Raw genomic sequence first — 14677 nt, forward strand, 5'->3', positions numbered from 1 at the left:
ACATCCGCCTATATATGATGTGTCTAGTTAATGGTTGCTTTACGCGACGGAGTGTCATGTCAATACGTCTTCAAGATGTCCTGCACCACCCGACGCTGGCGGCCGCCGATCCCGTCGTCCGGGCGGCCAGCAGCAGAGCTGCCCGGACCCAGCTCCGGTGGGTGCACTCGAGCGAGATTCTGGACATCGCTCCCCTGCTCGACGGCGGTGAGCTCCTGCTGACGGGAGGCGAGGCCCTCGCTCTCGCCTCTGAGGACCGGCGGGTCGCTTACATCCACCAGCTGGCAGAGCGGGGAGTGGCGGCCTTGGCCATCGAAACCGGCGTCGCTCTTCCTTCGCTCCCGTCCTTGATGGTGTCAGCCGCCGAGGCAGCCGGGCTTCCTCTGATCGAGCTCCGCAAGGTGGTGCCGTTTGTCAGTGTTATGCAGGCCATCAACTCGTCCCTGGTCAGCGAGTCGGTGTCCCAATTGCGGCGGGCAGACGAAGCCAGTCACGCGATGGCCGTTGAGCTGGCACATGGCGGCAGCCTGGACCGGATTCTGGCCGTACTCGCCGGAATCACGCACGCCGAGGTGGCCCTCGCTTCCCTTACAGGTGTGACCCTGGCCAGTGCAGCGCCAGAGAACACCGTTGTCGGCGACACAGTCGGCGGCTCTATCCCCGCGCCGCAGGAACATGCTCGTCTGATCCGGATCGATGTGCCCGTGCGCGGAATCCTTGCGGCTCAGCTGATGCTCCGGGTCCCGGCGGACGAGGATGAGAACCTCGCGCGGACTGCCGGCAAACGTTCCGTGGATATCCTGGCCCTGGCCATGCTGCAGCGGATGTCCCCCGGGCTGCGGGAGGTTGCGGGAGCTGCCTTGATCCGGGCGGTGGATTCCGGCAGCCAGCCGTGGAGGCTTCAACAGCTGGCCTCGGCAGCAGGAATTCCGGCCTCCGCGCCGCTCGCGGCTGTGGTGGTCCGCTCGGATCTCTCGCAACAGTTGCGTTCGTCGGTGGAGCAGCTTCTGGCCCGGGCGGCACGGTTCCATGCGAGCTATGTCGACAACGCCGAGCTTCTCGCAATAGTCGGCTTGGCAGGGGATGCCCCGGAAGAGAGCCGGCAGAGGCTCCTGGCCGCCCTGCTGGAGCTTCCGGCCATAGATGGAATGCAGGCCGCGGTGGGACCACTGGCGACCGGAATCTCGGACGCTCCCTGGTCGCTGTCCGAAGCCAAGCTCACCCTGGAATTGGCCGCCTCGCGGGAAGAATCCGGTCCCGGCGGCGGGCCCCATCCGGTGGTCGACGCGGAGGCATTCGCAGTGGAACGTCTTTCCGTCCAGTCTCTGGATCCCGATCAGCGGCGCACCTTCGTGCGCCAGCAACTGGGCGCGCTCCTGGATCATGATGCGCAACGCCATTCGCGACTTCTCGACACACTGGCGGTGTGGATGGATTCCGGGTGCAACACGGCCCACGCAGCCCGGGAGCTGCACGTCGAGCGGCAGTCCATGCACCAGCGGCTGCGGCGGATCTTCGATCTATGCGGCGGCGACCCCCGCACCACGGGCCGGCTGGCTGCGCTGCATCTGGCGGCCAGGCTGGCCCGGCTCAGTTGAGGCTGGTGCGGAAGCGGGTGCGGTTGTGCGGGCGCGTTAGTTCTTGCTCTGGGGCGCGCGTCCGCCCAGGCGTGTGGTGACCTTGTGGGCCGCGGCGGCGCATGCTTCCCCCAGGCTCTGCAGCCTTTCCCGTGAAACGCGGAACCGGGGTGCCGAGATCAGGACGGCCGCCACGATGTCACCGCGGTGGTCGTAGACGGGGGCCGCGACGCCCACTTCGTCGATCGATGATTCGCCGTAGTTGATGGCCCACCCGCGGCCCGTCACATCCTTGAGCTTGATCTGGTAGCCGTCCAGGCCGGCGTCGTCGAGTCCCGGATAGCTGATCGCTCCGCTGCGCAGCAGCGTCCGGACACGTTCTGACTGCTCGGCGGACAGGAAGACTTGAACGGAGGCGCTCATGGCGTCCGTGTACCGGGCACCCAGCGGGGTGGTGTGTTTGATCTGGTGGTGGCTGGCGATCTGTTCCACGCACATCGATTCGGCGCCGTTCCACACCATGAGGGCGCTGGTTTCGCCGGTCTGTTCGGTGAGTTCGCGCAGGACCGGGTAGGCCACGCGCCGTTCTTCCAGCTCGGCCAGCAGCGGTCCGGCGACGGCGATCAGTCCCAGCCCCAGCCGGAAGCGGCGGCTCTCCGGGTCCCGTTCCACCAGGTGTTCTTGTTCGAAGGTGGCCAGGATCCGGGAAACGGTGCTCTTGTGCAGGCCGACCCGGTTGGCGATCTCGGTGACGCCGAGCAGTGGCTCGTCGGCGGTGAATGTTCGCAGCACGGCGATGGCGTTGACTATGACGGAGGTGCCCTTGGTGTCGCCGTTGCCGGTGGTTTCGGGAGATTCTGCTGGGGTCATGGTGTCTACCATCATTCCGTATGAGGGCCGGGAAGCGGCGCCACGGTGGATGTGGCGCCGCTTTTGCTGTCGGTCCCTTTCAGGGGGTGTGGGCGGTTAGGCGCCGATGATGTTGTATTCGGGGCCGAAGGGGAACTTCGTGATGTTCTCGGCTCCGTCCTGGCCGACCACCAGGATGTCGTGCTCGCGGTAGCCGCCGGCGCCGGGCTGGCCGTCCAGGACGGTGATCATGGGCTCCATGGAGACCACCATGCCGGGCTCCAGCACGGTGTCGATGTCCTCGCGGAGTTCCAGTCCGGCTTCCCGGCCGTAGTAGTGGCTCAGGACGCCGAAGGAGTGGCCGTAGCCGAACGTCCGGTTGGCCAGCAGGCCGTGGCCGACGTAGATCTCGTTCAGCTCGGCGGCGATGTCCTTGCAGACAGCTCCGGGCTTGATGAGCTCCAGGCCGCGCTTGTGGACTTCCACGTTGATGTTCCAGAGCTCGAGGGAGCGGGCGTCGGGTTCGCCGTAGAACAAGGTGCGTTCCAGTGCGGTGTAGTAGCCGGAGGTCATCGGGAAGCAGTTCAGGGACAGGATGTCGTGTTCCTGGATCTTGCGGGTGGTGGCCCAGTTGTGGGCGCCGTCGGTGTTGATGCCGGACTGGAACCATACCCAGGTGTCACGGATTTCCGAATCCGGGAAGGTCCGGGCGATTTCGTGGACCATGGCCTCGGTGCCGATCAGGGCGACCTCGTACTCGGTGATGCCGGCGGTGATGGCGTTGCGGATGGCTTCGCCGCCCAGGTCCCCGATCCGGGCACCGTGCTTGATGACCTCGATTTCCTCGGCCGACTTGATCATCCGCTGGCGCATGGCGGCCTGCGCCACGTCCACCAGGGTGGCCCCGGCGAAGGCCGCCTGGATCTTGTTGCGGTTGTCCAGCGGGAGCGAATCGTCTTCGACGCCGAGCCGGCGGGGGTTGATGCCGCGGGTGCGCAGGGCCTCCTGGATGGCGAAGATGTAGTTGTCCCGGCGCCAGTCGGTGTAGACCACGTTGTCGCCGTAGCTGCGGCGCCACGGCATGCCGGCGTCGATGTTGGCCGTGACGGTCACGGTGTCGTCCTTGGTGACCACCATGGCGTAGGAGCGGCCGAAGTACGTGAAGAGGAAATCGGAGTAGTACTTGATGGAGTGGTAGCTGGTCAGGACGACGGCGTCCAGGTCCTTCTCTGCCATGATCCGGCGCAATCCGCCGAGCCGGCGCTCAAATTCAGCATTGGAGAAGGTCAGCTTCTCCTTCTGCCCGTTGTGCAGAACTTTCAGACGCTCCAGCTCGGCGATGGACGAAGCGTTGTCGGACGTGGTGATGCTCATTATGGTGGTGCCTTTCTGCAGTGCTGTTCTTTAGAGGGGAAATTTAGAGGCCGGCCGGGGCTACTCGTGGCGCAGCGGTTCCTTGCTGGTTTCACGGGAGAGCACGACGGCAATCAGGGAGACTGCCGCGGCGCCGGCCAGGTACCAGGCCGGAGCCAGGGCGTTGGCCGTCGCGGCGATCAGGAGGGTCGCCATGAAGGGTGCGGTGCCGCCGAAGAGGGCGTTGGAGAGATTGAAGCTGACGGCGAAGCCGCTGTAGCGGACGCGGGTGGGGAACATTTCCGCCAGGAAGCTCGGGAGTGTGCCGTCATTGAGCGTGAGCATGCCGCCCAGCAGGATCTGGACCAGGACGATCACCAGGAAGTTCCCCGTGCCCAGCAGGGCGAAGGCCGGAACGGTCAGCACCATGAAGCTCAGGGATGCTGAAATGAGGACTTTCTTCCGGCCGTAGCGGTCCGAGAGCATTCCGGTCAGGAAGATGAACCCGATGTAGGTCACCAGCGCGATGGTGGTGGCCAGGAAGGATTCGGCTGCGCCGAGGCCAAGTTCCGAGGACAGGTACGTGGGCATGTAGCTGAGGATCACGTAGAAGCCGACGGCGTTGAGCAGCACGGCTCCGACCGCCTTGAGCAGCAGCCGCCAGTGCTTCCGGAACAGGCTGGAGACCGGCGCCTTGATGGCGTGGTCCTCTTCCGCCAGTTCGCGGAACACCGGGGTGTCTTCGAGCTTGGTGCGGATGTAGCGTCCGATCAGGCCCATCGGGGCTGCGAGCAGGAACGGCAGGCGCCACCCCCAGCTCTGCATGGCCTCGGCGCTGAGCAGGACGGTCAGCAGGCCCGCGAGCAGGGAGCCAAGCAGCAGGCCTGCGGCCGTGCTGGCCGGGACCACCGCGGCGTACAGGCCGCGCTTGTTGGCCGGGGCGTACTCCACCAGGAAGGCGGATGCGCCGGCGTATTCGCCCGAGGCGGAGAAGCCCTGGACGACGCGCACCACCAGGAGCAGGATCGGGGCCCAGATCCCGATGGAGTTGAACCCCGGGATGAGGGCGATGCAGAACGTCGCTCCAGACATGATCAGGATTGACAGCGAAAGCGCTGTCTTGCGCCCCACGCGGTCGCCGATATGGCCCCAAACGAAGCCGCCGAGCGGCCGGACCAGGAACGAGATCGCGAACAGGGCGAACGTCAGCAAGAGCGCGGTCTGGGGACTGGATTCGGGGAAGAAGACCGCCGCGATGGTTGCGGCCAGGTAGCCGTAGACGGCGTAGTCAAACCATTCGACGAAGTTGCCGATGAAGCTGGCGGCGACCACGCGCCGTCGGGTGTCCCGGCTAACTCCGTCACCGTTGCCGGATGCGGCTTGACCGCCCGGGGCGGTTCCGCCGCTCAACGCGTTGTGTCCGGAGGAAGTACTGCCATGCCCGTTATTCGACTCCGGGCTGGTCGCTCCCGCAAGAGTGGCGGGGGAGGAAGATTCGTTACTCATGTGTCCACCAAAGGGTTTTGGAGTTGCAATCAGTGCAACGCTGTTGCATCAGATTAGGCGTGACCTATGACACAGTCAATGGGTTTTTGTTTCGAGCGCGTGAATTAATTCAAGACAGACTTATTGACCACCCCTCTGAGCACCCTGCCCGAGTGCAAATCACAGTTGCGCCCAGTGAGACGTAGTTGCACTGAAAGCGCAGGTCAGGTACCAGCTTGGGAAAAGCTTGAGCCCTGCGGCAACGCCGTTCCCTCCTGGGCGACGCGGTGGCAGACTGGGTGGACTATCGAGTGACTGGGGGGATCCACGTCAGGAGATCGTCATGGGCATCCGGTTACACATGCACACTGCGGGGCGGCGGCCGGAGGCCACGCCATGATGGCCGGATGGGCCTACCTCATGGCGGCAATCATGACAGTCGACTCGCTCCTACTGGGATTGCTCCTGCTGAACCTGAAGTGGCCGAAGCGCTGGAAGAAGAACGGCTAAAGTTCCCCAAGTCCGTCCCGACACACCAATGCACCGCGGCGACGTGTCGCACTGCGGTGCATTCATGATGCTGCATAGGATCGCGCTCGGCCGGGCGGCCGATGTCCCGCTACCCTGAAACGGCCGCCCCGACGGGTTCGCGGACCAACTCGCGGGCGAGGTCGGCGGCCAGGTCTTCGACCACCTGCTCGTACAGCAGTTCGCCCTTGGCGGCGCTGGATCCGGCGGCTGAGGAAAGGCAGCCGGTGGCCGGCGTGCGCTCCGGCACCACAGGGAGCCTGTCGAAGCGCGGCAGGACAGCGGCCGGGCCGTCCACCAAGCGGTCCATGGCAACCCGGGCCGATTCGAGGTGGAGCATGAGCGAAGTTTCCAGGACCCCCCCGTGTTCGATGTCCCACCCCGGGAATCCGTCCGGGTAGACCTCCGTCAGCGTGTCCTGGCTGACAAAGTCCCAGTAGGAGAGCAGCAGCACGCTCTGCTCTGCCCCGGGCTTTAGCCCCAGATCTTCCAGGGCCAGGTCGATCCCCTCATACAGGAACTGGTAGTTTTCGAAGTGGCCGTTGACGAAGACCACGTGCCTGACGCCCTGGTTGAGGAAGGACTTGACCAGGTTGCGCGCCACCCCGATGAGCGTGGCACCATCCAGGCTGGTGGTACCGGAGAGGTGGTTGCCGCCCCCGGATTTCTGCTGCGACTTGTACCCGTACGCGATGGGCTGGGCAACGAGTGCATCCAGGCGCCTGGCGACCCCCTCCGCGAAGTGTGACGACAGAAGGGTGTCAGTTCCCAGCGGCAGGTGCGGCCCGTGCTGCTCCAGGGACCCGACAGGAATGAGGACGACCGCGTCCCCGGAGGCCAGCGCTCCCCGGTATGCGAAGGCGTCCAGGTCTTCGAGAAATACTGACGTGTCCATGTTGGTGGTGCTCCTCGTTCATGGTGTGCCGGGAAGCGGCGCCACGGTGGATGTGGCGCCGCTTCTGTTGTCGGCCCCCTTTTTTGGGGGGTGTGGGCGGTTAGGCGCCGATGATGTTGTATTCGGGGCCGAAGGGGAACTTCGTGATGTTCTCGGCTCCGTCCTGGCCGACCACCAGGATGTCGTGCTCGCGGTAGCCGCCGGCGCCGGGCTGGCCGTCCAGGACGGTGATCATGGGCTCCATGGAGACCACCATGCCGGGCTCCAGCACAGTGTCGATGTCCTCGCGGAGTTCCAGTCCGGCTTCCCGGCCGTAGTAGTGGCTCAGGACGCCGAAGGAGTGGCCGTAGCCGAACGTCCGGTTGGCCAGCAGGCCGTGGCCGACGTAGATCTCGTTCAGCTCGGCGGCGATGTCCTTGCAGACAGCTCCGGGCTTGATGAGCTCCAGGCCGCGCTTGTGGACTTCCACGTTGATGTTCCAGAGCTCGAGGGAGCGGGCGTCGGGTTCGCCGTAGAACAAGGTGCGTTCCAGTGCGGTGTAGTAGCCGGAGGTCATCGGGAAGCAGTTCAGGGACAGGATGTCGTGTTCCTGGATCTTGCGGGTGGTGGCCCAGTTGTGGGCGCCGTCGGTGTTGATGCCGGACTGGAACCATACCCAGGTGTCACGGATTTCCGAATCCGGGAAGGTCCGGGCGATTTCGTGGACCATGGCCTCGGTGCCGATCAGGGCGACCTCGTACTCGGTGATGCCGGCGGTGATGGCGTTGCGGATGGCTTCGCCGCCCAGGTCCCCGATCCGGGCACCGTGCTTGATGACCTCGATTTCCTCGGCCGACTTGATCATCCGCTGGCGCATGGCGGCCTGCGCCACGTCCACCAGGGTGGCCCCGGCGAAGGCCGCCTGGATCTTGTTGCGGTTGTCCAGCGGGAGCGAATCGTCTTCGACGCCGAGCCGGCGGGGGTTGATGCCGCGGGTGCGCAGGGCCTCCTGGATGGCGAAGATGTAGTTGTCCCGGCGCCAGTCGGTGTAGACCACGTTGTCGCCGTAGCTGCGGCGCCACGGCATGCCGGCGTCGATGTTGGCCGTGACGGTCACGGTGTCGTCCTTGGTGACCACCATGGCGTAGGAGCGGCCGAAGTACGTGAAGAGGAAATCGGAGTAGTACTTGATGGAGTGGTAGCTGGTCAGGACGACGGCGTCCAGGTCCTTCTCTGCCATGATCCGGCGCAATCCGCCGAGCCGGCGCTCAAATTCAGCATTGGAGAAGGTCAGCTTCTCCTTCTGCCCGTTGTGCAGAACTTTCAGACGCTCCAGCTCGGAAATGTTTGATGCAGGGGCGGTGGTGGAGATTGTCACTGGTTATTCCTTTACGTGTGGATGGACTTTAGGGTTGGCGTTTCCGGTTTTCAGGCGACCCGGGCCGGCTCCTGGACCGGGTGCTTGTCTTCGCAAGCGTCGCCGTGCTCGGCCAGCACTGCTTCTTCCTTCAGGTCGAGTCGGATGCCCAGTGGCACACCGGCCCGGATGCGCTTGCGGAAGCGCGGGTAGCCGAGGGCGAAATAGAGGACGGATGAGGTGACGGTTCCGGCGAGCCAGGAGAAGTCGACGCCGCCCATGGCCGTCGCGATGGGACCCTGCAGGGCCGGGACTCCGCCGTACATGAACATCCAGGTCATCAGGATGCCGGCGAAGAACGCGATGAATGCCGACGGGTTCACTGCCTTCAGCGCGGTCGTCTTCGAATCCGTGCACAGGTAGGAGAAGTCCTTGTGGTGGCGCTCGAAGATGAAGTAGTGGACCGCCATGATGCCACCCCAAGTGGCCACCCAGGCCACAATGGCACCGAGCCAGGAGTCAAGGATCATTGCGAAGTCCTCCGCGAACATGAAGCCGATGACCGCGAACATGGACAGCACCCCCACAATGATCGACAGCTTGCGCCGGGAAATCTTGACGTCCAGCGCCTGGAAGGCGACGCCGAAGGTGTACAGGTTGATGATGTTGGTGGCAATTGGTCCATGGATAACCAAGAGGATGACCGGGATGGCCAGGCTGCCGAAGTTGGAGACAATCAGCTCACCGGGATCGGCCTGTCCGTTCTTGGTGGCGAGGCTGGCGCCGAGGATGCCGAGCCAGACGACGGGCAGGAACTGGCCAAGCACGCTGACCATGAACAACTTGGCAGGCTTGACCTTGCGACTGACGAAACGGGAGTAGTCCGGGGCGTAGGTAAACCACCCGATCCCCCAGCCGATGCCAATGACGGTCATGATCGAGGACATTGCCGCGATACGCGGCAGGCCCTCCAACACGGCTCCGGCCGGCCCGGCGTAGCTCCAGTTGATGTCGAGCTGCGTCCAAGCCACGATCGACATGCCGACCAGGACCAGGACGGTGGGCGGCATGGTGATCCGCTCGAACTTGGAGATGGCACGGTATCCGCGGTAGCAGATGGCCACCTGGACGGTCATGATGACTGCGGCGACGATGATGCGCACCATGATGTTGCGTTCGTGGGGGTCGACCCAGCCGATCATGCCGAAGAGTGCAAGGATCAGGTCCAGGATGACCCAGGTGTTGACTGCTGACCAGCCGATGGCGATGGTGGCCTGGATTGCGGCTGGCAGGTAGGCCCCGCGGCGGCCAAACGCGCCGCGGGCGAGCAGCATGCCGGTGGCCCCGGTCCGCTGGCCGAGGATAACAAAGAACCCGAAGCCGGCCATGCCGATGAGATTGCCGACGATCAGCACCAGAAGAGTGTCGCCCAGGCCAAGGCCGAGCTGGATGCCAAGGGCTCCGAGGATCCAGTTGATGGGAGCGACATTGGCCCCGGCCCAGATCCAGAACTGTCCGGAAAGTTTGGTGGTCCGTGCGGATTCCGGGATGGGCTGCAAGACGTCTTCAACCTCGACGGTCGCCGCCTCGTGCGAGCCTTGTTGAGCTTGGTTCATGCTGTGTCTCAATTCACTACGTTGAAATGCAGAACGGGAGTTCATTCAGCTTATGGGTGACCTACGCCACAAAATAGAGACATTATGCTTACACTTAGCGCGTAACAGACGACTAAATGTCACCCCAAGACATCGCGTAGTAAAAGGGCCCAAATGATTACGCTTGCAGAAGTACTCGCTTCCGCGCCCATGCTTGCCGCCGACCCGCTGCTCCGCAGCAACGTGCCCGGGACGCTGGAGAGGGCTGTCCGGTGGGTGCATTCCAGCGAGGTGCTCGAGATTGCCCCGCTCCTGCGCGGAGGGGAACTGCTGCTCTCTGGCGGGGAGACGCTGCTGGCGCTGGGCCCTAAGGAGCAGGAGGACTACATCCGCAGCCTTTCAGCACGGCACGTCGCGGCCCTGGCGTTGCAGACCGCCGGTCAGCCCGCCGCTTTGCCGGAGCAACTGATATCCGCGGCGGACCGGAGCGGCCTGCCTCTGATCGAACTGCGCTCGGTGGCACCCTTCGTGGACATCGCCGAGGCCGTCAACCGGCTGGTGGTCAATGAGCAGGCGGCCGCCCACCTGGTGGTCGACGACGTCTCCCGGCAGATCGCGCGCCAGATCACCGACCGGGGTCCCCACCTTCCGACCATTCTCGAACTGCTGGCCACCGCACTGGAAGCGGAGGTTTCCCTCGTGGCCCCCGACGGAGTCCTCCTTGGCCACGCAGGCAATGCCGTCGACGACGCGGGCTCCCGGGCCATGGCCGGGATCGTGGTAGGCGGACAGCTTGCGGCACAGTTAACGCTCCGCTCCCGGTCGGATGATCCGCTGCTCCTGGAGCTCGCGGCCGACCGCCTGTCTGGCATTCTGGCGCTGGCCCTCGCACAGGCATTCCGTCCCACCCCGGCCCAAGTGGCCGACGCGCGGCTGCTGGAATCCGTGATCGAGGGCGGCGACGCCGCGACCATCCGGCACCTGTGGCTGCAGGCAGGGCTCCAGCCCGGTCAGGCAGCGGTCATGGCTGTCTTCCGCACAGAGAGCAGGGACGCCAATTTCTCCGCCGTGGAACGTGCACTGCACATGCGTGGAGTGCACGTGAAGTCCCACTTGTGGGACGGCGAACGCGCGGTGCTGCTCGCCCTGCCGCGGACAGGCGCAAGAGCGGCGCGTGAAGCGCTGATCCGGGCCGCGCGGGACGCCGCGGCCGGCTCGGACACCTGCGGCGCCTTCGGGCCAAACGTGAGCGAGGACTTCCGCGCGCACGACTCCTACGTCGAGGCGCAGGAAGCCATGCGGCTTGGGATGCCTGCGGCGGGCGAGGTTGCTGATGCCATGGACCTCCTGGGCCGCCGCATCCTGGCCGCGGTCCCGGACCCGGCATTCATGGACTCTTATGTGGAGTCGGCGCTGGGGGAAGTGCTGGAGTGGGACCGAAAGCATGGCACTGCCTTAATGGCCACCCTGCTGTGCTGGCTCGATTCCGGGTGCAATACGACGGCGTCGGCCGCTTCCTTGAACATTGAACGCCAGACGATGCACAAGCGGCTGAGCAAAATCCAGGCGCTCTTGGGCGGCGACGACCTGCGCACTTCCGGCAGGTTGCTTGGCATCCACATAGCTGCGGCGGCGGCCGCAGCGGGGCCGGCACCGCGCCAGCCGGGACGGACTCCCTAGAGCACCTTGCGGATGGTCTCTTCGAAACTCGTGACGTGGTGCAGGGCGAGCTCGGCCGCCTTGTCCGCCTCCCCGGCAGCCACCGCCTGGAGCAGCTCCACGTGCTCGGTGATGTGGCCGCTGACTGAGGGCACCTTGTCCAGGACCAGGCACCAGATGCGGGTCGCCAGGTTGTCGTAGCGGATCAGCGTGTCTTCGAGGTGGGGATTGCCGGCGGCGCGGTAAATCAGCCGGTGCACGGTGAGGTCGTAGCGCATGAGGTCCCGGGACTCCCCCGGACTCGGGTCCAGCTCCGCGATGACATCGGCGACATGCAGCAGTTCCCGGCGCATGGCAACACTGGCCCGGGCGGCCGCACGGCGTGCCGCCAGCGGTTCCAGCAATTCCCGGATCTCCGAGACGTCGGCCAGCTCTGTGAAATCCACACTGGTGGCAAATGTTCCCCGGCGCGGATAGGAAACCACCAGGTGGTCCACCTCCAGCCGCTTGATCGCCTCGCGCACCGGCGTGCGGCCGAACCCGAGCTCGATCGCGAGCTGGCCGTCATTGATGGGCTCACCCGGCCGGATCTCGAGCATGATCAGCTTGTCGCGCAGCTGCCGGTAGGCGGCCTCCGCCTGGGATATGGCCTCGTCCTCTGCGGGCGGCAGGGCAGGAAGTGCATTCACGGCGCGGCTCCGTTCCTGGATTCTAAGCGGAAGCCCGGTTCCACTTGGCTTCAGCTATTGACTCTGTTGTGATCCCGATCATACCATTGACCCCACACTGATATATCAGTCACAGCAACAATGGTATTTCAAAGGAGCATCCGTGGTTGAGCAATTGAACGAGCGACTTTCCGCAGTCGATCCCGAGGTCGAACAGGCGGTGGCAAGGGAGCTGGAACGCCAGCAGTCCACCCTGGAGATGATTGCATCCGAGAACTTCGCCCCCGCCTCGGTCATGGAGGCACAGGGCTCGGTCCTGACCAACAAGTACGCCGAGGGCTACCCGGGCAAGCGCTACTACGGCGGCTGCGAACACGTCGATGTGATCGAACAGCTCGCCATCGACCGGGTGAAGGCCCTGTTCGGCGCGGAGGCGGCCAACGTGCAGCCCCATTCCGGCGCGCAGGCCAATGCGGCCGCCATGTTCGCCCTCCTGGAACCGGGCGACACCATCATGGGACTCGCCCTGGCCCACGGCGGCCACCTCACCCACGGCATGCGCATCAACTTCTCCGGCAAGCTCTACAACGTGGTCCCGTATCACGTGAGCGAGCACAACCACCTGGTCGACATGGCCGAGGTCGAGGCCCTGGCACTCGAGCACCGGCCCAAGATGATCGTTGCCGGGTGGTCCGCCTACTCACGGCAACTGGATTTCGCGGAGTTCCGGCGCATCGCCGACCTCGTGGGCGCCTACCTGATGGTCGACATGGCACACTTCGCCGGCCTCGTGGCCGCTGGGCTGCACCCGAACCCCGTCCCCTACGCCGACGTCGTCACCACCACCACGCACAAGACCCTCGGCGGCCCGCGCGGCGGGGTCATCCTGAGCAAGGAGGAGTATGCGCGCAAGATCAACAGCGCCGTGTTCCCCGGCCAGCAGGGCGGCCCGCTGGAACACGTGATCGCGGCCAAGGCCGTGGCCTTCAAGATCGCGGCGTCCGCCGGGTTCAAGGAACGCCAGAACCGCACGCTCGAAGGGGCCAGGATTCTCGCCTCCCGGCTCCTGAAGGACGACGTCGCGGCCGCCGGGATCTCGGTGGTCAACGGCGGCACCGATGTGCACCTGGTCCTGGTGGACCTGCGGCACTCGGAACTGGACGGACAGCAGGCCGAGGACCGGCTGCACCGGATCGGCATCACCGTCAACCGAAACGCCGTCCCGTTCGACCCCCGCCCGCCGATGGTCTCCTCCGGGCTGCGGATCGGCACACCCGCCCTGGCCACCCGCGGCTTCGGTGCCGAGGAGTTCACCGAAGTGGCGGACATCATCGCCTCCGCCCTGACCGCACAGGCCCCGGAGAACGAACTCAGCGACGAAACCGTCGCCGAACTGCGCGGGCGCGTCAGCGCCCTGGCCGCAAAATTCCCCCTCTACCCGCACCTTGGCACCAGCGCAGCGGCAACCGGGCTTGAAGCAGAACTGATTGGAGCAGCACAATGACCACCGAACACCTTCCGGAGCACCCGGACTTCCTCTGGCGCAATCCGGAACCCAAGCCCTCCTACGACGCCGTGATTGTGGGCGGCGGCGGCCACGGGCTGGCCACGGCGTACTACCTGGCCAAGAACCACGGGATGACCAACATCGCCATCCTGGAAAAAGGCTGGCTCGCCGGCGGCAACATGGCCCGGAACACCACCATCATCCGCTCCAACTACCTCTGGGACGAGAGCGCGGCGATCTACGAGCACGCCCTGAAGCTGTGGGAGATCCTGCCGGAAGAACTCGAGTACGACTTCCTGTTCAGCCAGCGCGGGGTCATGAACCTGGCCCACACCCTGGGCGACGTCCGCGAAAGCATCCGCCGGGTCGGGGCCAACAAGCTCAACGGCGTCGACGCCGAGTGGCTGGACCCGCAGCAGGTCAAGGAACTCTGCCCCATCCTGAACATCAACGACAACATCCGCTACCCGGTCATGGGTGCCACATACCAGCCGCGCGCCGGGATCGCGAAGCACGACCACGTCGCGTGGGCGTTCGCCCGCAAATGCGACGAGCTCGGCGTCGACATCATCCAGAACTGCGAGGTCACGGGCTTCCTCAAGGACGGCAACAAGGTGGTGGGCGTCAAGACCAACCGCGGCACCATCCACACCGAAAAGGTCGGTCTCTGCGCCGCAGGGCACAGCTCAGTGCTGGCGGAAATGGCCGGATTCCGGCTCCCTATCCAATCCCATCCGCTCCAGGCGCTCGTCTCCGAACTCCATGAGCCCGTCCACCCGACGGTGGTCATGTCGAACCACGTGCACGTCTACGTCTCCCAGGCACACAAGGGCGAGCTCGTCATGGGGGCCGGCGTGGACTCCTACAACGGCTACGGCCAGCGCGGCTCATTCCACGTGATCGAACACCAGATGGCCGCCGCCGTCGAACTCTTTCCGATCTTCGCCCGGGCCCACGTGCTCCGGACCTGGGGCGGGATCGTCGACACCACCATGGACGCCTCCCCGATCGTGGGCACCACCCCGGTGGAAAACATGTTCGTCAACTGCGGCTGGGGAACCGGCGGGTTCAAGGGCACACCGGCCGCCGGGCTGACCTTCGCACACACCATCGCCACCGGAACACCGCACCAACTCAACAAGCCCTTTGCCCTCGAGCGCTTCGAAACCGGCGCCCTGATCGATGAACACGGCGCCGCCGCCGTGGCCCACTAGAAAGAGGTACG

Annotated in this window: 11 protein-coding genes; 4 read left to right on the forward strand and 7 right to left on the reverse strand. The window is 65.1% G+C overall.

What is annotated here, in order from left to right:
- Positions 1-56 precede the first annotated feature (56 nt).
- Positions 57-1598 (forward strand): PucR family transcriptional regulator, encoded by a 1542-nt coding sequence (locus ACVWZ7_RS10490; RefSeq protein WP_456507792.1) that lies wholly within the window; start codon positions 57-59, stop codon positions 1596-1598.
- Between the two features lie 36 nt (positions 1599-1634).
- Here the strand turns inward: ACVWZ7_RS10490 and ACVWZ7_RS10495 are convergent, their stop codons facing one another.
- The 6 genes from ACVWZ7_RS10495 to ACVWZ7_RS10520 form a co-directional block, all read right to left on the reverse strand.
- On the reverse strand, positions 1635-2447 hold the full coding sequence (locus ACVWZ7_RS10495; protein WP_456507793.1) for an IclR family transcriptional regulator: 813 nt from the start codon (positions 2445-2447) through the stop codon (positions 1635-1637).
- Between the two features lie 96 nt (positions 2448-2543).
- Entirely contained in the window at positions 2544-3800 is a 1257-nt protein-coding gene (locus ACVWZ7_RS10500; protein WP_116765361.1) for an aminopeptidase P family protein, read from the reverse strand.
- Positions 3801-3860: 60 nt separating this feature from the next.
- Complete coding sequence (locus ACVWZ7_RS10505) at positions 3861-5285, reverse strand: MFS transporter (RefSeq protein WP_202615747.1); 1425 nt, start codon at positions 5283-5285, stop codon at positions 3861-3863.
- 598 nt (positions 5286-5883) lie between these two features.
- Positions 5884-6687, reverse strand: coding sequence for a creatininase (locus tag ACVWZ7_RS10510; RefSeq protein WP_456507794.1), 804 nt, complete (start codon positions 6685-6687; stop codon positions 5884-5886).
- Positions 6688-6787: 100 nt separating this feature from the next.
- A complete protein-coding gene (locus ACVWZ7_RS10515) occupies positions 6788-8044 on the reverse strand; it encodes an aminopeptidase P family protein (protein WP_456507795.1) in 1257 nt (418 codons plus the stop codon).
- 50 nt (positions 8045-8094) lie between these two features.
- The gene (locus ACVWZ7_RS10520; RefSeq protein WP_456507796.1) at positions 8095-9639 is read right to left on the reverse strand and encodes a purine-cytosine permease family protein; all 1545 of its coding nucleotides are present in this window, start codon (positions 9637-9639) and stop codon (positions 8095-8097) included.
- A 153-nt stretch (positions 9640-9792) separates the two neighbouring features.
- Between ACVWZ7_RS10520 and ACVWZ7_RS10525 the strand changes: the two genes are divergently transcribed.
- A complete protein-coding gene (locus ACVWZ7_RS10525) occupies positions 9793-11298 on the forward strand; it encodes a PucR family transcriptional regulator (protein ID WP_344365279.1) in 1506 nt (501 codons plus the stop codon).
- On the opposite strand, the gene ACVWZ7_RS10530 is transcribed toward ACVWZ7_RS10525, so the two are convergent.
- A complete protein-coding gene (locus tag ACVWZ7_RS10530; RefSeq protein WP_456507797.1) occupies positions 11295-11966 on the reverse strand; it encodes a GntR family transcriptional regulator in 672 nt (223 codons plus the stop codon). The two genes, ACVWZ7_RS10525 and ACVWZ7_RS10530, sit on opposite strands and share 4 nt — an antisense overlap.
- Before the next feature lie 142 nt (positions 11967-12108).
- Here ACVWZ7_RS10530 and glyA point away from each other — a divergent pair, with 142 nt between their 5' ends.
- Entirely contained in the window at positions 12109-13449 is a 1341-nt protein-coding gene (gene glyA / locus ACVWZ7_RS10535; protein ID WP_456507798.1) for a serine hydroxymethyltransferase, read from the forward strand.
- Positions 13446-14666 carry a sarcosine oxidase subunit beta family protein gene (locus ACVWZ7_RS10540; protein ID WP_456507799.1) on the forward strand — a complete coding sequence of 407 codons (1221 nt, stop codon included), beginning with the start codon at positions 13446-13448 and terminating at the stop codon, positions 14664-14666. Before glyA ends, ACVWZ7_RS10540 begins: the two co-directional genes overlap by 4 nt.
- Positions 14667-14677 lie beyond the last annotated feature (11 nt).

This window comes from Arthrobacter sp. TE12232 (assembly GCF_054062615.1).

Bases quoted from the DNA above. Each gene is read 5' to 3' on its own strand.
- ACVWZ7_RS10540 (WP_456507799.1), top strand. From the start codon at position 13,446: ATGACCACCGAACACCTTCCGGAGCACCCGGACTTCCTCTGGCGCAAT.
- ACVWZ7_RS10500 (WP_116765361.1), bottom strand. From the start codon at position 3,800: ATGAGCATCACCACGTCCGACAACGCTTCGTCCATCGCCGAGCTGGAG.
- ACVWZ7_RS10520 (WP_456507796.1), bottom strand. From the start codon at position 9,639: ATGAACCAAGCTCAACAAGGCTCGCACGAGGCGGCGACCGTCGAGGTT.
- ACVWZ7_RS10505 (WP_202615747.1), bottom strand. From the start codon at position 5,285: ATGAGTAACGAATCTTCCTCCCCCGCCACTCTTGCGGGAGCGACCAGC.
- ACVWZ7_RS10495 (WP_456507793.1), bottom strand. From the start codon at position 2,447: ATGACCCCAGCAGAATCTCCCGAAACCACCGGCAACGGCGACACCAAG.
- ACVWZ7_RS10490 (WP_456507792.1), top strand. From the start codon at position 57: ATGTCAATACGTCTTCAAGATGTCCTGCACCACCCGACGCTGGCGGCC.
- ACVWZ7_RS10525 (WP_344365279.1), top strand. From the start codon at position 9,793: ATGATTACGCTTGCAGAAGTACTCGCTTCCGCGCCCATGCTTGCCGCC.
- ACVWZ7_RS10510 (WP_456507794.1), bottom strand. From the start codon at position 6,687: ATGGACACGTCAGTATTTCTCGAAGACCTGGACGCCTTCGCATACCGG.